Origin of the sequence: Streptomyces sp. 7N604 (genome assembly GCF_052245475.1) — a bacterium.
Taxonomy (GTDB): domain Bacteria; phylum Actinomycetota; class Actinomycetes; order Streptomycetales; family Streptomycetaceae; genus Streptomyces.
Window position 1 is genome coordinate 58,034 of record NZ_JBQQBX010000007.1, and the last position, 20,380, is coordinate 78,413.

Annotated in this window: 22 protein-coding genes; 18 read left to right on the forward strand and 4 right to left on the reverse strand. The window is 70.9% G+C overall.

Features of this window, described 5'->3' with window-relative positions:
• The first annotated feature begins 16 nt into the window (after positions 1–16).
• The 3 genes from ACTWP8_RS09545 to ACTWP8_RS09555 are packed head-to-tail and all read left to right on the forward strand — an operon-like array spanning position 17 to position 3,140.
• On the forward strand, positions 17–1,213 hold the full coding sequence (locus tag ACTWP8_RS09545; RefSeq protein WP_443321707.1) for a glycosyltransferase: 1,197 nt from the start codon (positions 17–19) through the stop codon (positions 1,211–1,213).
• An 8-nt stretch (positions 1,214–1,221) separates the two neighbouring features.
• Complete coding sequence (locus ACTWP8_RS09550; RefSeq protein ID WP_443321708.1) at positions 1,222–1,953, forward strand: Wzz/FepE/Etk N-terminal domain-containing protein; 732 nt, start codon at positions 1,222–1,224, stop codon at positions 1,951–1,953.
• Positions 1,950–3,140 carry a GNAT family N-acetyltransferase gene (locus ACTWP8_RS09555; protein WP_443321709.1) on the forward strand — a complete coding sequence of 397 codons (1,191 nt, stop codon included), beginning with the start codon at positions 1,950–1,952 and terminating at the stop codon, positions 3,138–3,140. The genes ACTWP8_RS09550 and ACTWP8_RS09555 overlap by 4 nt, the downstream gene beginning before the upstream one ends.
• Before the next feature lie 68 nt (positions 3,141–3,208).
• On the opposite strand, the gene ACTWP8_RS09560 is transcribed toward ACTWP8_RS09555, so the two are convergent.
• The gene (locus ACTWP8_RS09560) at positions 3,209–4,345 is read right to left on the reverse strand and encodes a glycoside hydrolase family 26 protein (RefSeq protein ID WP_443321710.1); all 1,137 of its coding nucleotides are present in this window, start codon (positions 4,343–4,345) and stop codon (positions 3,209–3,211) included.
• A 113-nt stretch (positions 4,346–4,458) separates the two neighbouring features.
• Here ACTWP8_RS09560 and ACTWP8_RS09565 point away from each other — a divergent pair, with 113 nt between their 5' ends.
• From ACTWP8_RS09565 to ACTWP8_RS09580, 4 genes are all read left to right on the forward strand, one after another.
• Positions 4,459–5,751 carry a carboxylate--amine ligase gene (locus ACTWP8_RS09565; protein WP_443321711.1) on the forward strand — a complete coding sequence of 431 codons (1,293 nt, stop codon included), beginning with the start codon at positions 4,459–4,461 and terminating at the stop codon, positions 5,749–5,751.
• Between the two features lie 148 nt (positions 5,752–5,899).
• The gene (locus tag ACTWP8_RS09570; RefSeq protein WP_443321712.1) at positions 5,900–7,105 is read left to right on the forward strand and encodes an NAD(P)-binding domain-containing protein; all 1,206 of its coding nucleotides are present in this window, start codon (positions 5,900–5,902) and stop codon (positions 7,103–7,105) included.
• 549 nt (positions 7,106–7,654) lie between these two features.
• Complete coding sequence (locus ACTWP8_RS09575) at positions 7,655–8,623, forward strand: MBL fold metallo-hydrolase (RefSeq protein ID WP_443321713.1); 969 nt, start codon at positions 7,655–7,657, stop codon at positions 8,621–8,623.
• Between the two features lie 239 nt (positions 8,624–8,862).
• Complete coding sequence (locus tag ACTWP8_RS09580; protein ID WP_443321714.1) at positions 8,863–10,443, forward strand: alpha/beta hydrolase; 1,581 nt, start codon at positions 8,863–8,865, stop codon at positions 10,441–10,443.
• A gap of 50 nt (positions 10,444–10,493) precedes the next feature.
• On the opposite strand, the gene ACTWP8_RS09585 is transcribed toward ACTWP8_RS09580, so the two are convergent.
• Positions 10,494–11,240, reverse strand: a complete 747-nt coding sequence (locus tag ACTWP8_RS09585; RefSeq protein WP_443321715.1) for a type 1 glutamine amidotransferase domain-containing protein — start codon at positions 11,238–11,240, stop codon at positions 10,494–10,496.
• Positions 11,241–11,523: 283 nt separating this feature from the next.
• On the opposite strand from ACTWP8_RS09585, the gene gvpO reads away from it, so the two are divergent.
• From gvpO to ACTWP8_RS09640, 11 genes are all read left to right on the forward strand, one after another.
• The gene (gene gvpO, locus ACTWP8_RS09590) at positions 11,524–11,826 is read left to right on the forward strand and encodes a gas vesicle protein GvpO (RefSeq protein ID WP_443321716.1); all 303 of its coding nucleotides are present in this window, start codon (positions 11,524–11,526) and stop codon (positions 11,824–11,826) included.
• A gap of 38 nt (positions 11,827–11,864) precedes the next feature.
• The gene (locus ACTWP8_RS09595) at positions 11,865–12,299 is read left to right on the forward strand and encodes a gas vesicle structural protein GvpA (RefSeq protein ID WP_443321717.1); all 435 of its coding nucleotides are present in this window, start codon (positions 11,865–11,867) and stop codon (positions 12,297–12,299) included.
• Positions 12,296–13,042: a GvpL/GvpF family gas vesicle protein gene (locus tag ACTWP8_RS09600; protein ID WP_443321718.1), complete on the forward strand. Its 747-nt coding sequence runs from the start codon at positions 12,296–12,298 to the stop codon at positions 13,040–13,042. The genes ACTWP8_RS09595 and ACTWP8_RS09600 overlap by 4 nt, the downstream gene beginning before the upstream one ends.
• Positions 13,042–13,314: a gas vesicle protein GvpG gene (locus tag ACTWP8_RS09605; RefSeq protein ID WP_443321719.1), complete on the forward strand. Its 273-nt coding sequence runs from the start codon at positions 13,042–13,044 to the stop codon at positions 13,312–13,314. The genes ACTWP8_RS09600 and ACTWP8_RS09605 overlap by 1 nt, the downstream gene beginning before the upstream one ends.
• Positions 13,311–13,640 carry a gas vesicle protein gene (locus ACTWP8_RS09610; RefSeq protein ID WP_443317417.1) on the forward strand — a complete coding sequence of 110 codons (330 nt, stop codon included), beginning with the start codon at positions 13,311–13,313 and terminating at the stop codon, positions 13,638–13,640. The genes ACTWP8_RS09605 and ACTWP8_RS09610 overlap by 4 nt, the downstream gene beginning before the upstream one ends.
• Complete coding sequence (locus ACTWP8_RS09615) at positions 13,637–14,509, forward strand: GvpL/GvpF family gas vesicle protein (protein WP_443321720.1); 873 nt, start codon at positions 13,637–13,639, stop codon at positions 14,507–14,509. Before ACTWP8_RS09610 ends, ACTWP8_RS09615 begins: the two co-directional genes overlap by 4 nt.
• Positions 14,506–14,721: a gas vesicle protein gene (locus tag ACTWP8_RS09620; RefSeq protein ID WP_443321721.1), complete on the forward strand. Its 216-nt coding sequence runs from the start codon at positions 14,506–14,508 to the stop codon at positions 14,719–14,721. The genes ACTWP8_RS09615 and ACTWP8_RS09620 overlap by 4 nt, the downstream gene beginning before the upstream one ends.
• 8 nt (positions 14,722–14,729) lie before the next feature.
• The gene (locus ACTWP8_RS09625) at positions 14,730–15,008 is read left to right on the forward strand and encodes a gas vesicle protein K (RefSeq protein ID WP_443321722.1); all 279 of its coding nucleotides are present in this window, start codon (positions 14,730–14,732) and stop codon (positions 15,006–15,008) included.
• Between the two features lie 180 nt (positions 15,009–15,188).
• Positions 15,189–16,232, forward strand: a complete 1,044-nt coding sequence (locus tag ACTWP8_RS09630; RefSeq protein ID WP_443321876.1) for a YihY/virulence factor BrkB family protein — start codon at positions 15,189–15,191, stop codon at positions 16,230–16,232.
• A gap of 97 nt (positions 16,233–16,329) precedes the next feature.
• Complete coding sequence (locus ACTWP8_RS09635) at positions 16,330–16,500, forward strand: hydrophobic protein (RefSeq protein WP_443321723.1); 171 nt, start codon at positions 16,330–16,332, stop codon at positions 16,498–16,500.
• Positions 16,501–16,849: 349 nt separating this feature from the next.
• Complete coding sequence (locus ACTWP8_RS09640) at positions 16,850–16,966, forward strand: LPFR motif small protein (protein WP_443317423.1); 117 nt, start codon at positions 16,850–16,852, stop codon at positions 16,964–16,966.
• Between the two features lie 52 nt (positions 16,967–17,018).
• On the opposite strand, the gene ACTWP8_RS09645 is transcribed toward ACTWP8_RS09640, so the two are convergent.
• Both ACTWP8_RS09645 and acs read right to left on the reverse strand, forming a co-directional pair.
• On the reverse strand, positions 17,019–17,840 hold the full coding sequence (locus ACTWP8_RS09645) for a SigB/SigF/SigG family RNA polymerase sigma factor (RefSeq protein WP_443321724.1): 822 nt from the start codon (positions 17,838–17,840) through the stop codon (positions 17,019–17,021).
• A gap of 236 nt (positions 17,841–18,076) precedes the next feature.
• On the reverse strand, positions 18,077–20,194 hold the full coding sequence (gene acs / locus ACTWP8_RS09650) for an acetate--CoA ligase (protein WP_443321725.1): 2,118 nt from the start codon (positions 20,192–20,194) through the stop codon (positions 18,077–18,079).
• Positions 20,195–20,380 lie beyond the last annotated feature (186 nt).

The following is a 20,380-nucleotide window of genomic DNA, read 5'->3' on the forward strand; positions in this document are numbered from 1 at the left end:
GAGGGCGCCCCTGAGGGTGCTGCACATCATCACGGGCCTAGGCGCGGGTGGAGCGGAGCAGCAGCTCAGGCTGATGCTGCGTCATCTGCCCGTGCACTGCGACGTCGTCACCCTCACCAACCCCGGGGCCGTGGCCCGCGGCATCCGCAGCGACGGCACCCGCGTCCTCCACCTCGGCATGGGCGGCAACCGCGACCTGTCCGCGCTGCCCCGGCTGGTCACCGCCATCCGCTTCGGCCGTTACGACCTCGTGCACACCCACCTCTACCGGGCCTGCGTGTTCGGGCGGGTCGCCGCCCGGATGGCCGGGGTCGAGGCGGTGCTCGCGACCGAGCACTCCCTCGGCGCCACCTGCATCGAGGGCCGCCCGCTCACCCCCGGCACCCGGGCCCTCTACCTCGCCAGCGAGCGCCTCGGCTCCTCGACGGTGGCCGTGTCGGCCACCGTGGCGGACCGGCTGCGCGCCTGGGGCGTGCCCCGCCACCGCATCGAGCTGATCCCCAACGGCATCGAAGCCCGGCACTTCCGGTTCGACCCGGCCGCCCGGGCCGCCGCGCGGGCCATGCTCGACTTCCCGGACCAGGCCTTCGTGGCCGGGGGAGTCGGTCGCCTCGTGCCGGGCAAGCGCTTCGACATCCTGCTGCGGGCGGTCGCCGAACTGCCGGGCGCCCGGCTGCTGCTGGTGGGGGAGGGGCCGGAGAGGGCCGCACTCGAGCAGCTGGCCGTACGGCTGGGCGCCGAGCAGCGCGTACGGTTGCTGGGCGAGCGCGGCGGGGCCGTCGAGTGGAGCGCCGACCGGTCCACCGACATCCCCGGACTCCTCGCCGCCATGGACGTCTTCGTCTCCCCGTCCGCCGAGGAGTCCTTCGGACTGGCCGTCCTCGAAGCCCTGGCCGCCGGGCTGCCCGTACTGCACGTGACCTGCCCGGCGATCGACGAGCTACCGGCCGGAGAGGTGCCGGGTGCGCGGCGGATCGGCCTCGGCGTACGGGCCCTCACCGCCGCCCTGGCCGACGTCCTGCGCGAGTACGAGCGCGCGGGACCGCGCCGCCTGCCCGCCCCCGCCGCCGTCGCGCGCTACGACATCGCCCGCAGCGCCGAGCTGCTGACGGGGCTCTACGAACGCACCGCCGCTGCCTGTGGGAGAGCCGGGCGGGACGCGTTCCACCGCCCGTACCACCACGCCCCCGCCGTTTCCCGACCGAAGAGGTGACCGCCGTCATGACCGACACCGCCCTGGCAGAGAGCCCGGCAGCAGAAAGCCCGGCAGGAGAGTGCTCGTCAGCAGAGAACCAGTCAGCAGAGAACTCGGCACCGCGCCCGCGCAGGCGGATTCTCGCCGCGCTCCGGCCGCCCGCCTGGTGGCCGCTGGCCGTGTGCGTTCTGCTGGGCACACTCTGCGGCGCGGCCTACGGGGTGCTTAAGCCGCCGCAGTACACGGCCACCAGCTATGTGGTCGTCGCCACCTCGCGGTCCGCCGACCCCGCCACGGCGCTGGGCTTCGCGCACGCCTACGGCCGCGTCGTCACCAACAGCGCCGTCCTCGCCGACGCCCAGGCAGCGACCGGAATCCCCGCCTCCGATCTCGGGGCGCGCGTCCAGTCGATCACGTCCCCCGACGCGCCCATGATCGAGATCGTCGGGCGCGACACGCGGGCCGAACGGGCGGCCACCAACGCCAACGAGATCGCGCGCGCCCTCACCGAGTACGCCAACGCCTCGGCCACCAGTACCGGCGTGCGGCTCTCCGTGCTCTCCAAGGCCCCCACACCCACCGCCCCCACCTCCCCCTCGGCGCGGATCGCCACCGCCGTCGGGGCCTGCGCCGGGGGACTGCTCGGCGGCCTCCTCCTGCTCGTACGGCCCGGTGGCGGCCGCCGCTCCGCGGTCTCCGAGGCCCCCGCGCCGCCGGCCCGGACCGCCGCGCAGCCGGTGACCGAGGGGGCTCGGTGACGGCGGAAACGACCGCGCCCCCCACCGCACACCAACCGCCCGCCACCGGCCTGTCCGTGACGCTCTGCCACCACCCGGACCGCTTCGCCGCGCTGGCGCCCGAATGGGACCGCCTGCACCGGCGCTGCCGCACCGCGACGCCCTTCCAGACCCATGCGTGGCTGCACTCGTGGTGGCTGTCCTACGGGGCCGCCGCCCGCCTCCGGCTCCTGCTGGTGCACCGGGAGGGCAGGCTGGTGGGCGCCGCTCCGCTGATGCTGACGTACCGTCCGCTGCCGGTGCTCGTCTTCCTCGGCGGCGCCATCTCGGACTTCCAGGATGTGCTGATCGACGACAGCTGCGCGGGCGCCGCGGCGGCGGGGCTGGCCGGCGGGCTGCGCCGGGCCGCGCGGGGCGCCGTCGTCGATCTGCGCGAAGTTCGCCCGGGCGCGGCGGCCGAGCGGGTGGTCGACCGCTGGCCCGGCGTCAAGCGCAGACTCGACGACTCGGTGTGCCTCGAACTCCCCGGCCTCCCGTTCGACGAGCTGATGCAGCGCCTGCCCCGCTCGGCCGCCCGCAGAACGCGCGCCAAGCTGCGCAAGCTCGACTCGATCGGCATCGAGCACCGCAGCGTGCCCGAGTACGAGGTGCCGGAAGCGGTCGCCAGCATGCTGCGGCTGCACAACCTCCAGTGGCGGGGCCGCGGCGTCACGCCGGAGCACCGCAGGCCCCGGTTCGTCGAACACCTCGCGCGCGCCGCCGGGCAGATGGCCGGAACCGGTGACGCCCTCATCACGGAATACCGGAGGGGGGAGCAGGTGCTGGCCATCGACGTGACGCTGACCTCCCCCGACCTGGCGGGCGGCTACCTCTACGGAGCGCACCCCGATCTGCGGGCGGCCAAGGCCGACATCACCACCATGCTGCTGCGCCACGACGCCGCCTACGCCGCCGAGACCGGCCGTAGCGTGATCAGCCTGCTGCGCGGCAACGAGACCGCCAAGCACCACTGGCGGCCCGTCACCGTCACCAACCAGCGCTTCCTGCTGGCCCGGCAGGAGATGGCGGCGGCGCTGCGGCTGCACGCCGCCCAGGTGGCGGGCCGGGCCCGGCTGGCGGAGGAGGCCAGGACGCGGTTCCCGGCACTGCTCGCCTGGCGGGCCCAGCTGAACGACTGGCGTGCCGGAGCGGCCCGCCCGGCCCACTGACGCGCCCGGCCGGACCCCGGACGGGGGGCCGGGGGCTGCGCCCCAGCCCCGGGGGCAGGGCCCAGACCCTAACCGCTGCGCCAGCTGAAGCGGATGCAGAGCCGGCGCTCGCCGAGGATCGACTCCACCCACGAGCCCAGATCCACCGTCAGGCAGTCGGCCCCCTGCTCCCCTGGCCGCTTCCCGGTGAACTGCTGGGCCCGGAAGACCCTCGAGGCCAGCGGATTCTCCCCGCAGCGCCAGACCCCGTGCGGACAGTAGTCCGTAATGGTGTGGTACGCGGGCGGGTGTTCCGCGATCCACCGCAGCATGCGGCGCATGTATTCCGGGTTGTCGCCATTGCGGAACAGGCCCCATTCCGGATACGAGATGGGCTTGTTGTGCTCGCGCGCGAATTCCACCTGCGCGCGCAGCCCCAGAGGCTGGTTGACCTGCTCGTCGAAACTGTGCCCGGGCGGCTGGTCGTAGGAATCCATGCCGATGATGTCGACCACGTCGTCGCCCGGATAGCACTCCGTCCACGGGATGGCGTCCTCACCCCGGCTGGGCGCGAAATCGAATCGGAACCGCTGCCCGGGAATGGAGCGCATCGCCCGTACGATCCGCCGCCAGTACGCCCGCCACGCGTCCGGGTGCGGCGCGCACCGGCCGGTGTACGTGGTGCCGTTCATCTCCCAGCCGAGCACGATCACCGTCTCCGGCACCCCCAGCGCGACCAGCCGCCCCGCCAGGGTGTGGAACACCCCGTCGAACTCCCCCCGCGCGCCGCGCTCCAGCAGCTCGGCGACCTCCTCGTCCGGCACGCCTTCCTCGTTGCGCTCCAGCATCGGGACGTTCAGCACGAACATCCGGCCGGGGGCGGAGCGCCGCCACAGGGCCCATGACTCGAGCAGCCGGACGTCGCCCTCGATGTCCGCCCAGTGGTTGCCGGGAAGGTAGGTGTGCCCGACCCGCATCTCGGATCCGCCGAGCCAGTCCTGCATCCCGGCCATCTGTTCCACACCCTCAGGACCCGAGCCCAGGAACGCCCCCCAGGGAACGCCCGGCACCGGCTCCACGAAAGGCGCGTTCTCCTCGGCGGGTGTACTCTCCCCGGCCGGTTCCAGCTCAGCGGCCCCTGCTCCCAGGGCCGCCCCGGCGAGCAGAACTCCCGCGGTGACCGCTCCCAGGCAGGTCGCGGCCAGCCTCCGAGGGGGGTGGGACATGGCTACTCCTTCCGGCGTGCAACCAGCGCGGAATGCATACCCTACGAATCCATTTGGGACGTATTCCGGAGAACTCCATCGCCCGCACGGCCTATTGATCCCGAAGAGGAGCAGTGCACCACGAATCCGCGGCCCGCCCCGCCCTGTCCCCCATGCTCGACACCGGAGTACCGGCACTGCTGATCCGCCTCGACCGCAATCCTTTTCACCACGGAACCCTGGGGGCCGTCAGATCCCTGGGACGCGCCGGAATCGAGGTGCATACGCTCGTCGAATCCCCCGGCAGTCCGGTCAACCGGTCCCGCTACGTCCACCGGGTGCACCGCTGGCCCTCCGGCGATCCGTCGGCAGCCCGGCTCTCCATGGCTCTCTGTCAGATCGCGGAGCGGATCGGGCGGCGTGCCGTGCTGATCCCCATGGACGACGTCAGCGCCATCGCCGTCGCCGCGCTCGCCGAGCGTCTTGCCGGCTCCTTCCTGATGGCGAGTCAGCCCAGCGGGCTACCGGAACGGGTGGCGGACAAGGCCGCGCTCGCCGACCTGTGCCGCAGCGCCGGCGTACCGCACCCGCCCACCGTCATCCCCGGCAGTGCCCCGGAGGCGGCCGCGGCCGCCGACGAACTCGGGCTGCCCCTCGTGGCGAAGTGGAGCAGGCCCTGGCTGCTGGCCGGTGCCGCAGGGCTGCGCAGCACCACCCTCGTTCACACCCCCGACGAGGCGCGGCAGCTCTACGAGCGAAGCGGGCAGGCGCGCAGCCCGCTGCTGCTTCAGCGGCACCTGCCGGGCGGCCGGGGCACCGACTGGTTCTTCCACGGCTGCTTCGGCGAGCGCTCCGCCTGCCTGATCGGCGGTACGGGGCGCAAGGAGCTGTCCTGGCCGGTGGGGACGGGGCTTACGGCCGTCGGCACGTGGCTGCCCAACGCGGAGGTGGACGCATCGGCCCGGCGGCTGGCCGAGCGGCTCGGGTACCGGGGCATCCTCGACCTCGACTTCCGGCGTGACGCCGCGACCGGCTCGTACTGTCTGCTCGACTTCAACCCGCGCCCGGGTGCGCAGTTCCGGCTGTTCGCCGACCGGGCCGGGCTGGACGTCGTACGGGCGCTCCACCTGGACCTGACGGGGCGCCAGGTAGCTGCCCCGCAGCCGCTGCCCGGGCGGATCTTCGTGGCGGAGAACTACGCCCTGCTGTCCGGGCTGGCCACGGCCGCGGCTGCGCGGCAGCGGTCCGGGGCGCGGGAACGGCGGCGGGCCCGTACCGGGAGGCTGTACCGAGCCCCGGAGACCGCCTGGTTCGCCGCCGACGACCCCGCCCCCTTCGCCGCCATGGCCGCCGCGTGGGTGGGGCGGGGCGGCCGGAAGGGACTGCGGCGGCTGCGGCCCCGGCCCGCCGCCGTAGCGGCCCCCTGATGCCACAGCGGCCCTCTTGTGTCTGAGCTGCTCCCGAATCCGATCAACCGACCCACCGCGCCCCCACGGCGCACGACCTTCACGACGATCGCTGCCCCAGCGATCGCCGCACGGCGATCGCTTCACGACGAGAGAGCGGGAACCATCCATGTACGACCTGGTAGTCGTCGGCGCCGGCCCCTACGGACTGTCGATCGCGGCCCACGCGGCCGCGGCCGGACTGCGGCTGCGCGTGCTCGGCCGCCCGATGGCCTCATGGCGGGACCACATGCCGCCGGGCATGTTCCTCAAGTCGGAACCCTGGTCCTCGAATCTGTCCGACCCCACCGGCGACCGCACGCTGTCCGCGTATTGCGCCTCCCGCAAACTGCCCGCCGAGCACGGCAGACCGGTGCCCATCGCCACGTATACGGACTACGGGCTGTGGTTCGCCCGGCATGCCGTGGAGCGCATCGACGAGCAGACCGTGACCTCCGTGCGCCCCAGCGCCGGCCGCTTCGTGGTCACCACGGACGACGGGGAGACGATCCCGAGCAGGACCGTCGCGCTCGCGGCCGGGGTCATGCCCTTCGTCAACGTCCCGGAACCGCTCGTCGCGCTTGATGAGAATCTCACCTCCCACAGCAGCCACCACGGCGATCTGGCCCGGTTCAAGGGCAAGGACGTCACCGTGATCGGCGCCGGGCAGGCGGCCCTGGAGACCGCGGCGCTGCTGGCCGAGGAGGGCGCCACCGCCCGCGTCGTCGCCCGCTCGGGCCGCCTCAACTGGAACGCCCCGCCCCAGCCCCTGAACCGCGGGCTGATGCGCTCGCTGCGCGACCCGCACTGCGGTCTGGGCACCGGCTGGCCGAGCTGGGTCTGGTCCGAGATCCCGTGGGCGGTGCGCCGCCTGCCCGGCTCCACGCGGCTGCGCATCGCGGCCACCGCGCTCGGGCCGGCCGGCGCGTGGTGGCTGCGCGACCGCTTCGAGAGCGCCGTGCCCGTACTGCTGGGCTACCGGCTGCGGGCGGCGTCCCCGTCGGGAGGCGGTGTGCGGCTGGACCTCACCACGCCCGCGGGCGCGCGGACCGCCCTCGAGACCGAACACGTCATCGCCGCCACGGGCTTCACACCTGATCTCACGCGGCTGCGGCTGCTGGACCGGGAACTGGGGGCCGGGCTGCGGCGGGTGGGGGGTGGCGGGGCCCCGGAGCTGAGCGGCCGGTTCGAGTCCTCGTATCCCGGGCTCTTCTTCGCGGGCCTGCTGACCGCGCCGTCGTTCGGGCCGGCGATGCGCTTCGTCTACGGGGCGGGGTTCACGGCGCACCGGCTGGTGCGGGGGGTGCGGCGGAGGCTGGGAAGGACGGGGAGCTGACATGCGGGCCCTTCGCGGGCCAACGAGATCATTGCGGCCCACTCGCTGGCGGCTCGGGCTCGCCGTCATGGAACCGCCCCGCCCCGGAAACCGCCGCACCGCGCGGCGATTTCCGGGTCGCCGGTTCTCCGGTTCTGCGGGTCGTCTCCGGCCCGTCGTCAGCCCTTCTTGTGGTGAACGGTGCCGCGCAGCGCCGCGAAGGCGTCGTCGCAAGTGCTGTACGAAGTCGGCCCCGAACTCCGTCACTTCATCCGTGCGGCGGTCGGTCTGGAGCGCGGTGACGGTGAAGGACCCCGTGGTAAGGGAGTCGCTGGAGCAGAAGCGCCCGTTGCCCGTGACGTAGACGCGGGCCAATCGGGCCTGTCCGCAGAGCGGCCTCCGCGGACTTGCTCGCGCCTGTCATCGCGCCAGCCGTCGCGTCAGCCATCGCGCCAGTCGTCGCCCCTCGGGTCCGGCGTGGTGGCTCTGGCTGAATGGCGATGGCGGTGCGGTGAGTGCGGTCCCGGTTGTCACTCCTGTTGAAACCGCGCGCGCCTCGCGTTCGTCACCGTGGCTGATGTCATCTGCCACGAGGAGGAGTTCATGGTCGCGTCCGATGTGAAGCTCGAGGAGGTCGCCGACGGGGTGTTCGCGTATCTCCAGCTTCCCGGGGGCTGGTGCCTCAACAACGCCGGTTTCGTGGTCGGTTCCGAGGAGTCGGAGACCGTGCTCATCGACACCGCGGCGACCGAGGGGCGGGCGCGCGCGTTGCGCGACACCGTGGTTGCGACCGCGGGCCGGATGCCCGGCGTGCTCGTCAATACGCATCACCACGGGGACCACACCTTCGGCAACCACCTCTTCACCCCCCACGCGCGCGTGGTCGCCCACCCGCACTGCCGTGAGGAGATCCTGCGCACCGGAGTGGACCTCCCGACGATCTGGCCCGATGTCGCATGGGGCGACATCGCCGTCACCCTGCCCACGACGACGTACGCCGACCGCATGACCCTCCACAACGGGGACGGGGATGGGAGCGGGGACGGCGACATCGAGCTCATCCACCCCGGCGTCGCGCACACCGTGGGCGACACCGTCGTATGGCTGCCCGAGCAGAGGGTGGTCTTCACCGGTGACCTGATCTTCTCCGGAGGCACGCCATTCGTCTTCATGGGGTCGGTGGCCGGCTCGCTCGCCGCGGTCTGGCTGCTGCGCGGGCTCGGCGCGGAGACGGTCGTACCCGGGCACGGGCCGGTCTGCGGGCCGGAGGTGTACGACATGGTGGAGCGGTACCTGACCTGGATTCTGCGCCTGGCCGAGCAGGGCCGCGAGGCCGGGATCACTCCGCGCGAGCTGGCGCTGGAAGCGGACCTCGGGGAGTTCGCCGGGCTGGGGGAGCCGGAGCGGCTGGTGATGAACCTGCACCGGGCGTACGCCGAGCTGGAGGGCCTGCCGGACGGCACCCCGCTGCCGCTCCCGGACGCGCTCGCGGATGTGATCGCGTGCAATGGCGGCGCGCCGCCGGTGTGCCACGCTTGACCGGCCGACGCGCCTCCCGTGGCCTCCGCCTCGCCTGTTCCTCACCGAGCGGGACCGGTCACACAGATCCACAACCCCCCACAACAGGAAGATCGGTTCCATGTGCAACTCCAGAGGAGGATCCGGTGGGTCGTAGACGCATGACCCACAGGCTCGGTCGTCGTTCGTCCGCATCCCACGCGCGGAGTGGCCCCCGTTTCCTGCATCGCCTCCGGTTCGTCGTCGCCGGTGTGGGCGTGATGGCGGTTGCCGGGGCCGGTTTCGCGGTCGCGGGCCCGCGGGCCGGGTCCGGGAGCGCGCCACCGGTTCCCGAGCTGTCCTGGTCGCCGTGCCCGGAAGACGAAGGCGGCAAAGAGGGATTCACGTGCGCGAAGGCCGAGGTGCCGCTCGACTACCGTGAGCCGGACGGCCGCAAGATCTCGCTCGCGGTGACCCGCCACAAGGTCGCCGACCCGGCACAGCGGCAGGGCACGCTCTTCCTGCAGCCCGGCGGACCCGGCAGCTCCGGAGTGGACTTCGCGCGCGGCAACTACACCGACCTGCCGGCCGGGCTCCGCGACCGGTTCGACGTTCTCGGGTACGACGTGCGGGGCGTCGGGCGCAGTTCGCCTCTGGAGTGCTGGGACGACAAGCAGTACCTCCAAGCCGTTACCGAGGCCAAGGGGAACCCCGGGCCCGGCGCCTTCGCCCCGGCGCTGCGGACCGCAGCCGGATTCAACCAGGCCTGCCTGCAGAAGTCCGCCGACCTGCTGCCCTTCGTCGGCACCGACTACGTCGCCCGCGACATCGACCTGCTCCGCCAGGCGCTGGGCGAGGAGCAACTCACCTTCTACGGCCGGTCGTTCGGCTCCTACATCGGCACGGTCTACGCCGACCTCTTCCCGGACCGGGTGCGCGCGATGGTGCTCGACGGGGCGTACGACCCGGTGAAGTACGCCGACCGGCCGCACGCCTATGACCGGGGGCAGTACCTGGCCCTGGACGGGGCAGTGGACCGCTTCCTCGACTGGTGCGCCGACGAGCCGTCCGCCTGCGGGTTCGGTGGCGGTTCGCCCAAGGAGTCCTTCGGCAAGCTCGTACGGGACGTGGACGCCGATCCCGTGCCGACCTCCGGCGGAGGGAAGGCGAACGGCTACACCCTCGTCTACCGTCTGCTGTTCAACATCAACGAGGGCAAGGTCCTCTGGCCGGCCATCGGCGAGGCGCTGCATCGGGCGGAGCTGCGCAACGCCGAGTCCTTCCTGCTCAAGCCGCCGTCAGCGGCCAGCTTCGACTTTCTGACCGCCAACGTCGTGGTCGAGTGCGCCGACCGCGCCTACCCGCACGACACCGGCCTGCTCGAGCGGAGGCTGGCGGCCAACACCGAGGATGCGCCGTTGCTTGGCCCGGCTCTGGGCTACGGCCCGCCGACGTACGACCACCAGCACGGGACCGCATGCGACCAGTGGCCCGGTGAGCAGGTCAGCCGCCACGAGGGCTCGTATCGCGCCGAGGGGTCCGCGCCCATCCTCGTTCTGGGCACGACCGGCGACCCGGACACGCCGTACCGCGACGCGGTCGCTCTGTCGCGGCGGCTCGACAACGCCTCGCTGCTGACCTTCAAGGCCGAAGGGCACACCGCATTCGGCCGGAGCGAGTGCGCCACCGCAGCGGTCACGAGCTATCTGACGGACCTCATCCTCCCGCCGGAGCGGACCGTCTGCGCGGACGAGAAGCCGCCTGCGCCGGGGCCGTCCTCCCCGTCGAAGGCGGGGTCGCGGCACAGCGAACACCTCGAGGGCGTCAGCGACCTGCTGGACCTGATCGGCGTCGCGCGCTGAGCTGTGCGGCAGCTACGGTGTGCTGCGCGGCCAGAACTCCCGGGCCACGCTCAGGATGCGCCGAGGCCGGCAAGGAACCGCCGGGCGAAGAGGTAGGCGTCCCCGGGCCAGCGGGCGGAGACGTAGTTCCGGTCTTCGACGACGAAGGCATGAGTGTCGTCCTCGGCGGAGCCGCGCTTCGTACCGCCCCAGGGGCCTCGCTCGAACCTCTCCGGGGCCGCGAGCGCGGCTCGCACCTCGTCTTCGACGTACGCGGGGTAGGTCCGGTAGTAGCGGCCCAGCTTCCAGGCCGTGAGCAAGTAGGCGCTGCGCTCCATGTACTTGGGCAGGCAGGTGGTGGTGCGGTCCCACAGCAGGCTGCGGCCGGTCTCCGGGTCGCGCGTGCGGGCCAGTACGAGGACGCCGTGGCAGATGGCGCCCACGGGTCGGCCGAGCTTCCAGAACTCGGCCACCTTGTCCCGCAGCGTGGCGGATCCGAGGTACTGGCGCATCCCGGGAGCGTGGCCGCCGGGCAGGATCAGCCCGTCGAACGCGGTCGGCTCGATTGCGTCCCAGGCGATGGTGTCGCGGTACTCACTGCTGCCGGTGAGCTGCCGGTAGAACTCCTTGGGCTCGTCCTCCGCTCCGAGCTTGCCGAAGACCACGCCGGACAGGAGCCGGGGATCGGCGGCCGGTTGGGTGCCCGCCCGCTCGGTGGCGAAGACGACCTGATGGCCGGCATCGGTCAGTACGCGCCAGGGGACCGCCACCTCGGTGACGTCGAAGTCCCGGTCGGGGAGGGGCATCAGTACGCGCATCAGTCTCCTTCTCCCTGGCAGCGGTCCGTGTGCGCGGGGACGTCCTTACGGAATCCTTCCGCCGCACCAGCCCCCCGCGCTGCGACGATAGTCGATCAGCGGGTAAGGAGGATGCGTCGCCGAACTCGCGTTCCTCGCGAAGCCGTGACCAATCCCACGTTTGCCTGATGCCCTTTCAAACTACTTGAAAATTCGGTGAGTAGACCCCCGCGGGGTCTTCGTATGTGTGTCGGGAACGGGTTTGCCCCGGCCCTGACGCGGTACCCGCTGTACCGAGGGAGCCATGGCAGAGAGATCCGACAATTCCGATAACAGCGCGGCGGACAGCAGTCCCCCGGCGTTGGACGTCCTGCGCAACGCCGGGGCCCAGTTCAGGGAGCTGAGCGGCTTGGGCGCGGAGGCCGTCACCCGGTTCGAGCGCAGGGAGGACGGCTGGCTGCTCGAGGTGGAGATCCTCGAGCTGGCCAGGATCCCGGACACGATGAGCCTGATGGCGTCGTACGAGGTCACTACGGACCGGGAGGGGACGATCACCGGCTATCGCCGGGTCCGTCGATACGAGCGCGGCCGGGCTGATCAGCGCTAGTCCGCCGCGCAATCCATCGATAGAGAGGAAACTCCAAGGTGAGTGTTGTCCCGGCGCAAGAGACCCGGGGCTCAGGCGGCACCAGCGGCCTCTACGACGTCCTTGAACTGATCCTCGACCGCGGGCTCGTGATCGACGTGTTCATACGCGTCTCGCTCGTCGGCATCGAGATCCTCAAGGTGGACGTGCGCGTCGTGGTCGCGAGCGTCGACACGTATCTGCGGTTCGCCGAAGCCTGCAACCGGCTCGATCTGGAGGCGGGCCCCAGGAAGGATCCCGGACTGCCCGACCTGGTCGGTGAGATGACCGAGTCCGGTGCGCGCGGCAAGTCCAAGGGAGTCCTGTCCGGCGCAGCGGAGACCATCTCCGACGCCTTCAGGCAAGGCCACTCCCGCAGCGATGAGGGCGAGGAGGAATCCGCGCCGCGCAGGCCCCGGCGCACGACTTCCCGCAAGAAGGAGGAGTCGGAGTGACCACCTATGTCTACGGCATCATGCGCGAGGAACACCCCGAGCCGCCCGAGGGCATGGGCGGCATCGGCGACCCGCCCCACCCGGTCAGGACGCTGCGCGCGGGCGGTCTGGCCGCAATCGTCAGCGACTGTCCGCCGGAGCTGCGGCCCAAGCGGCGCGACCTGCTGGCGCACCAGCATGTGCTGACGGAGTCCGGAGAGGCCGGCCCCGTGCTGCCCCTGCGGTTCGGCAGTCTCTCCTACGACGACGACACCGTACGGGCCGTGCTCGGCGAGCACGCGAGCCACTACGCGGAACAGCTCGACCGGCTGGACGGCCGTGTCGAGTACAACGTGAAGGCCGTGCACCACGAAGAGACCGTGCTGCAGATGATCACGAACGAGGACCCGCGGATGCGGGCGCTCAGCGAGGCCAACCAGCGGGCGGGCGGCGGTTCTTACCAGGACCAGCTGCGGCTGGGCGAGCTGGTGGCGAACCGGGTGCGCGAGCGCGAGATACACGACGCCAAAACCGTCCAGGAGGCGCTGGCCCCGCACGCCGAGCAGCAGTGTCCCGGGCCGGAGTCGCCCACCTGGCTGGTCAACGTCTCCTTCCTGCTGGAGCAGAAGGAGTCGGCTGCCTTCCTCAACGCCGTCGACGACCTTCGGCAGGCCAACCCTCACCTGAACCTTCAGGCGACCGGGCCGCTCCCCCCGTACAGCTTCGTCACGGAGGCGCCCGCCGCACACCCGGCGGAGTCGTGATGGGACTCATCGGCGAGGTCCTGCTCCTGCCGGTCGCACCGGTACGCGGAGTGGGCTGGGTGCTGAGACAAGTCGTGGCGGAGGCGGAGCGGCAGTATTACGACCCGGCCGCGATCCAGCGCGAGCTCAGCGACCTGGCGGATCAACTGGACAACGGGCTGATCGACGAGGCCGAGTTCGACCGCCGGGAGGACGAGCTGCTGGACCGCCTCGAGATCGCACAGCAGCGGCGTACGGGCACACCTGGGCCGGGGAGGGGACGGCCGGCGTGACGGGAACTCTGCCCGAGCCCTACGGTCCCTCCGGCAGCAGCGCCAATCTCGCGGACATCCTGGAACGGGTGCTCGACAAAGGCGTCGTGGTGGCCGGGGACATACGGATCAACCTGCTGGACATCGAGCTGCTCACGATCAAGCTGCGGCTGATCGTGGCCTCCGTCGAGAGAGCCAAGGAGATGGGCATCGACTGGTGGGAGCACGATCCCGCGCTGTCGTCCGGTGCCCGCCGCCGTGAACTCGCCGCCGAGAATGAGCAGTTGCGCGACCGGATCGCCGCTCTGGAGCTGCGGCAGGCGGGACAGCCGGAGGAGCAGCCATGACCGATGCGACCGAGTTAGCCGAGCCGGCCGAGTTGCAGTACGCCTACGCCGTGATCAGGGCCGAGGACTGCCCGCTGCCCGAGGGGCTGCGGGGGGTCGGCGGCACGCCCGTTCTGGCCGTGCGGGCGTCCGGCTTCGCGGCCGTTGTCAGCCCGGTCTCCGCCGCCGAGTTCGACGAAGTGCCGTTGCGCACGCATCTGGAGGACATGCGCTGGCTGGAGGAGACGGCCCGCAGCCACCAGCGGGTGGTGGACGCGGTCGCGAGAGCGGGCTGTGCGCTGCCGCTGAGGCTCGCCACGGTGTACCGCGGCGAGGAGAGCCTGCGCGGGATGCTGGCTTCGGGCCGGGAGCGCTTCGAGGCCACGTTCGCTCTGCTGGACGGCCGGGACGAGTGGGGTGTGAAGATCTACGCCGATATCGACCCGGCCACCGGCACGGCCGCTGCCGATCCCGGTGCTGGTGCCGCCGCGAGTACGGGCGGTCGCGTACGCCCCGCCTCGGGGCGCGACTACCTGCGGCAGCGCCAGCGGCACCGGCGGGCCCAGGAAGAGGCATGGCAAGAGGCAGAGGACCGGGCGCGCGAGGCGCACCAGGCGCTGGGGCGGTTCGCCGAACACACGCGGCTGCACCGCCCGCAGGACGCCCGGTTGTCCGGGGCGACCGGGCGGAACATCCTCAACGGCACGTATCTGGTGCGGCGCGAGGAGGCCGACGCGTTCGCCGCGCTGGTGGGCGAGCAGGCGGGGCGGGCCGTAGGGCTGCGGATCGAGTTGACCGGGCCATGGGCGCCGTACTCCTTCACCGGCCTGGCCGGCGGATCCGGCGGCGGTAACCGGGCGGAGACGGCGGAGACGGAGAGCGCTCGGTGAGCGAAACGTCGCCGGTGAGCGTCGAGCCGCTCGCACAGAGGCAGATCGCCCTGGTGGACCTGCTGGACCGGCTGCTCGCGGGTGGAGTGGTCGTCGCGGGTGACCTCACGCTGCGGATCGCCGACGTCGACCTGGTCCGGATCAATCTGCACGCCCTGATCAGTTCGGTGAACGAGAACGTGCCGTCGCTGTGGGAGCGCGGAGAGGAGTAACGGACCGCATGGAGCGCAACCGGCTGGAGCTGGACCGGGACACCGTCGAACGGGACCTGATGCGACTGGTGCTGACCTTGATCGAGCTGTTGCGCCAGCTGATGGAGCGGCAGGCGCTGCGCCGAGTGGACCAGGGAGACCTGACGGAGGACCAGGAAGAGCGGATCGGCCTGACGTTGATGCTGCTGTCCGAACGTATGGAGGAGCTCTGCACGCGGTACGGGCTGGCGCCTGAGGACCTCAACATCGACCTCGGACCACTCGGTCCCCTGCTGTCCCGGGACTAGGGTCTCTTCGCCGAAACCGCCGCGGCCGCCGCCGGTGGGGGGCGACGGCGGCCGCGGGCCCTGCGGCGCCACCGTCCGATGCCGAGAGTCCACGGGCGCCTGCCCGGCGTCCACCGCCTCATGTGTGCCGCCCGGCGCACCGGCAGGGTTAGCTGCTGCGCTCGTGGTAACCCTGCGGGCATGGCTCCCATCTGGAAGCGCAGACGCGGCCATGAGGACGCGGAGCCGGCTGTGGGCACGGGCCCGGACCGTCAGGTCGAGGAGGCGGCCCCGCATCAGCCCACTGACCTGCGCGGCCGATCCTGGATGGCGGTGCTGCGCCGCACGCGCAAGGAGTTCATGGAAGACGAGCTGCCCGACCGGGCGGCCGCCCTGACCTACTACAGCGTGCTGTCGATCTTTCCCGCGCTGCTGGTGCTGGTCTCCGTCCTCGGTCTCGTGGGCAAGTCCGCGACTGACGAGATTCTGAAGAACATAGAGAAGCTCGCCCCTGGCCCCGCACGCGACATTCTGAGCGACGCGGTGGAGCAGCTGCAGCGAAGCAGCAGCACGGGTGGCGTGCTGGCGGCGGTGGGTCTGGTGGGCGCGGTTTGGTCCGCCTCAGGCTATGTCGCGGGCTTCATCCGTACCTCCAATGCGGTGTACGACCTTCCCGAGGGCCGCCCGGGCTGGAAGACCGCACAAGTGCGCCTGGGGCTGACCATGACGCTGATGGTGCTGCTGGCCGTGAGTGCGGTGATCGTCGTCTTCACGGGTCCACTCGCCAGGGAGGTGGGCACTGCTGTCGGCCTGGGGGACGCGGCGATGACCGCCTGGTCGATCGCCAAGTGGCCGTTCCTGGTGTTGCTGGTGGTGCTGATGATCGCCCTGTTGTACTGGGCCGCGCCCAATGTCCGGGGTCGTGGTTTCCGCTGGATCACCCCCGGCAGTTTCCTCGCCGTGCTGATCTGGCTGGCGGTCTCGGCAGGCTTCGCGCTCTATGTCGCGAACTTCGGCTCCTACAACAAGACCTACGGCACCCTGGCCGGCGTCATCATCTTCCTGGTGTGGCTGTGGCTGACCAATCTTGCGATCTTGCTCGGACTGGAATTCGACGCCGAACTGGCGCGGGAACGTGCCATCGCCGGCGGCCATCCGAAGGAGGAAGAGCCGTACGTGCAACCGCGGGACACCCGCAGGTTTCCGCGTCGCCAGGAGGACGGCGACGCCCCAGGCTCCGGATGACGACTTCGGATGACAAGAATGGGGCGCACTATCTGCAACTATCCGCCGTGATTTGAACCTAGTTGCCGGGGAACCCGGTCGGCGGAGGTTGATAACTATGGTCCCCCTGCTTCTCGTTCTGCTTCTTGCCCTGCTCCTCTTCGGAGCCGGCTTCGCGCTCAAAGTCCTTTGGTGGATCGCTGTGGTCGTGCTGGTCGTTTGGCTGCTGGGCTTCGTCGTCCGGCCCCCCGCCACTGGCGGCCGGAGGGGGCGCTGGTACCGCTGGTGAATCCCTCACCAGCGTTCCGAGGACGGAGCCCCAGTCCCCTGGCGCAGCGCAGTCGGCGTGTGACCGTCTGTATCAGCCACTTGGCACCCCGCGAGATGGCACCCCGCGAGAAAGTTCTCGCGGGGTGCCTCTGAACAGCGGCTCAGGATGTCCTCATTTCCCAGGACTCCTTGAGCTCGGACTTGCTCAAATTCGAGCGGCCCCTCGATGCTCCGGCGCTTGGCTTCGGCGTACAGGAGCGGGTGCGTTCTTTGTTCACTCTCGCTTCCCATGCATTGGAGGGGGTACTCGGGACCCGAATTCCACACAATTCAGTGGCCATATGCGGCCCAGGATGGAGGAAAGGACAATGCTTCAGGCCATCGCCGACGTGCTGCGCGCCATCGGCAGCACCCTTGCATCGGTCGTCACCCTGCCGTTTCGGGCTCTGGCCCGCTTGTTCGGTGGCGCTTCCCGACGCGCTTGACAGGTCCTCGCCGACGTCGCCGTCCTCGACGGCTCGTAGCCACGTGCCCTTTCTATGCCGCGTCGGCCATGACCTGCTCGCAGAGCGAGGAGCAGGTCCGGCTGATGAGCCGGGAGACGTGCATCTGGGAGATGCCGAGCTGATCGGCGATACGGCTCTGCGTCATGTCGCAGAAGAACCGCATGTACAGGATGTGGCGCTCGCGCTCCGGCAGCCGCCTGAGCGCGGGCTTGAGGGATTCGCGGTCGACGGCGCGGTCGTAGCCGGAGTCCTGGTCGCCGAGAAGGTCCACGAGGGAGAAGCCGTCCTCCGAGCCCGGAAGTTCCGCGTCGAGGGACAGCGGGGCGTAGCTGTCGAGGGCCTCCAGGCCGGTACGGACCTCCTGCTCGGTCATGCCCGTGTGCTCGGCGACCTCCTCGACGCCGGGGCGGCGCCCGTCGGCCGTGTGGGACAGCTCGCGGTGAGCAGCGCGTACGCGGTTGCGCAGCTCCTGGGCCCGGCGGGGCACATGCAGGCCCCACAGGTTGTCGCGGAAGTGGCGCTTGACCTCTCCGACCACGGTCGGCACCGCGAAACTCTCGAACGCGGCGCCCCGCTCGGGGTCGTAGCGGTTGACGGCCTTCACCAGCCCGAGGGCGGCCACCTGCTCCAGGTCGTCGAGGGACTCGCCGCGGTTGCGGAACTGCCGGGCCAGCCGCTCGGCCATAGGGATCCATGCCTCTACGACCTGTTGCTGCAGAGCCTGCTTCTTCGGCCCGTCGGGCAGGTGGGCGAGTTCCTGGAACTCGGCCGAGGTGTCGGGGGCGTCGTCGTGCGGATGCTTCGCAGATGTGCGCTTGGTCTGAGTCTTTGCCGGTGCTCGTACGGTCGTCATGGGGGATAGCTCCCTGGACGGCGGTTGGGTCGCCGCAGGAGCACACGGGCCCGGACAGCCAGGCGCCACGCGAAGAGACGCAGCCGTCGCTCCTGCGGGCGTGCCTTCGGTCCGAAGCACTCTCTTCCGCCTTGCCCGTCAGGCGTGGCCCAAACCCCCCGCCCGAACGGCAGTGCCCCAGGCGGCCATCATCAGCCACAACTCCCGCCCGTATCCTGCCAGTTGGTCGGCGCCGCTCACCCGGTCTCGCCGAACGCGCGGATTTCCTCGGCTTCTTGGGGGGTGAGAGGGCGCGGGACCTCGTCGCGGGCGAGTTTCTCGCTCTGGACGTGGTGCCGGATGGCGTCGACGACCTCCGGGTTGGCCAGCGTGGACACGTCGCCGACGTCGGCGAAGTTGGAGATCCCCGCGATGACCCGGCGCATGATCTTGCCGGAGCGGGTCTTGGGCATGTCGGGGACGATCCAGACGTGCCGGGGCCGGGCGATCCTGCCGATCTCGCGGTCGATCGCCTCGGCGACCTTGTCCTCGATCTCCCTGCCGGGGGAGAGGCCCGGTTTGAGGGCGACGTACATCTCGACGATGCGGCCCCGCATCTCGTCGACGACCGGGACGGCGGCGGCCTCGGCGACGCCGTCGACAGTCAAGCTCGCCGATTCGAGTTCCTTGGTGCCCAGCCGGTGTCCGGCCACGTTGATCACGTCGTCGACCCGGCCGAGGATGCGGTAGTACCCATCGGCGGCCTGAACGGCTCCGTCACCCGCGAAGTACGGCCAGTCCCGCCAGTCTTTGCTGCCGCGGTCGCGGCAGTACTTCTCGTAGTAGATCTGCACGAACCGCTCGGGCTGGCCCCAGATGGTCTGGAAGATCCCGGGCCAGGGGTTGCGGATGCAGATGTTGCCGGCCCGGCCGCTGCCGGCCGCGACCGTGTTGCCGTCCTCGTCGTAGATCACCGGATGGATGCCGAGCACGCCGGGGCCGCAGCTGCCCGGCTTCATCGGTTGCAGCGCAGGCAGCGTGCTGCCGAGGAAGCCGCCGTTCTCGGTCTGCCACCAGGTGTCCACGACGACCGCTTCACCCTTGCCGGCCACGTCGTGGTACCAGCGCCACACATCGGGCTCGATCGGCTCTCCGACGGTCGTCATGTGCTTGAGGTGATAGTCGTATGCGGCCGGCTCTTCCGGGCCGAGCTTGCGCAGCATCCGGATCGTGGTGGGCGCGGTGTGGAAAATGTTCACGCCGAGCCGTTCGGCGATCCGCCACACCCGGCCGGCGTCCGGATGGACGGGCGAGCCCTCGTACATCACGCTCGTGGTCCCCAGCGCGAGCGGACCGTACACGATGTACGAGTGCCCGGTGATCCATCCGATGTCGGCGCAGCACCAGTAGGTGTCCTCGGGGTGGATGTCCTGGTAGTACTTCGACGTCCCGGCCACGTAGGACAGGTAGCCGCCGGTGGAGTGCTGGCAGCCCTTGGGCCGGCCCGTCGTTCCGCTGGTGTACATCAGGAACAGCGGGGCCTCGGCGGGCATGGAGACCGGCTCGAGGACGTGTCCGCGGTAGCGGGGGAGGAGTTCGTCCACGAAGAAGTCCCGGCCCTCGACCATCGGGGACCCCGACGCGTACCGGCCGGGGTGGCGCCGCCACACCAGCACCTTGTCGACCTCAAGGCCCTGCTCGCGGGCCGTGGCCACCGCTTCGTCGGCCTTGGCCTTGTGGTCGATCAGGTCGCCGGCGCGGAAGTAGCCGTCCATGGTCACCAGGATGCGACTGCCCGAGTCGGCGACGCGGCCGCCGCAGGCCGCCCCGCTGAATCCGCCGAACACCTCGGAGTGGATCACTCCCAGCCGGGCGCAGGCGAGCATGGCCACCGGCAGCTCGGGCACCATCGGCAGATGGAAGGTGACCCGGTCACCGGCCCGGACGCCGCAGAAGTCGCGCAGCAGGGCGGCGAACTCATTGACCCGCCGGTACAGCTCCTGGTACGTGATCGCCTCGGTGGCCTCGTCCTCCGGCTCGGGCACCCAGATCAGCGCCGCCTTGTTCCGGCTCGCCGCCAGGTGCCGGTCGACGCAGTTGTAGCAGGCGTTGAGCCGGCCGCCGACGAACCACTTCCAGAACGGCGGGTTGCCGGTGTCCAGCACCGTGTGCCAGTAGGCATCCCACGTCAGGAGCTCGGCGTACTCGGTGAAGCAGTCCGGGAAGCGCTCCTCGGCGAACCTCTCGAAGATGGCCGGGTCGCCCGCGTTGGCCTGGGCGATGAACTTCGCCGGCGGCTGGACGTACTCCTCTTCGCGCCAGTGGACCGCGATCTGAGCCTCGGAGACCGGTGCCTGGTGTTGTTCTGTGGTCATCGCTGGACCTCCCGGCTCGCCGCGGTCAGCTCTCCTCGAGCAGGCCCGCGCACACGCCGAATTCGTACAGTTCCGCGGAAGCCGCCGACTGCCTGCTGAACGCCGGTACGTCGCCCCGTGTCAGCGAGTCCCAGCACAGGGTGTTCCCAGAACTGGGAGATCCTTTTCATCGTATCGCCGACCGGG